This is a genomic window from Corynebacterium sp. HMSC073D01 (assembly GCF_001815555.1).
Lineage (GTDB): Bacteria > Actinomycetota > Actinomycetes > Mycobacteriales > Mycobacteriaceae > Corynebacterium > Corynebacterium glucuronolyticum.
In genome coordinates, this window is record NZ_KV821085.1 from 78,649 (window position 1) to 79,348 (window position 700).

General features: G+C 62.9%; 1 CRISPR repeat array.

Annotated features, from left to right (window positions below):
- A CRISPR array of direct repeats spans positions 1 to 699; the repeat unit is 28 nt; unit sequence GGCTCATCCCCGCAGGTGCGGGGCAGAT.
- The last annotated feature ends 1 nt before the right edge of the window (position 700 follow it).

Consider the following 700-nt stretch of genomic DNA (forward strand, 5'->3'; position numbering starts at 1 on the left):
GGCTCATCCCCGCAGGTGCGGGGCAGATTTTTTCTCAGGAATCTTTGTTTGTGGCGTCGACGGCTCATCCCCGCAGGTGCGGGGCAGATTGTTGCCGGTTTCGCGGTTGATTTCGTCGATGCGGCTCATCCCCGCAGGTGCGGGGCAGATCCAAGCGTTTCCGACGTTGCTATTCTTCGACAGGGCTCATCCCCGCAGGTGCGGGGCAGATGTTTTGGAGGCCTTGGGGGACGCTGAGCGTGCGGGCTCATCCCCGCAGGTGCGGGGCAGATGATTTTGAAATAGCCCAAAAAATTGCTACTGAGGGCTCATCCCCGCAGGTGCGGGGCAGATTTAACCATATCCCCCCCGATGTCTGGTTCATTGGGCTCATCCCCGCAGGTGCGGGGCAGATCGGTTCAGGTCGGCAACGTCAGCAGGCAGTGGGGGCTCATCCCCGCAGGTGCGGGGCAGATTGATTGTTTGGGTTGCTCGAATGGGTGCGGGGGGGCTCATCCCCGCAGGTGCGGGGCAGATGGTAATCCGCGAATCTATCGAATCTGTCACCAGGGCTCATCCCCGCAGGTGCGGGGCAGATGCGCCCGGAATAGCATCGCTGAGCTGGTTCCAGGGCTCATCCCCGCAGGTGCGGGGCAGATCTTCGCGAGTCTGGGACGGCTACGGCCGAGGAGGGCTCATCCCCGCAGGTGCGGGGCAGATG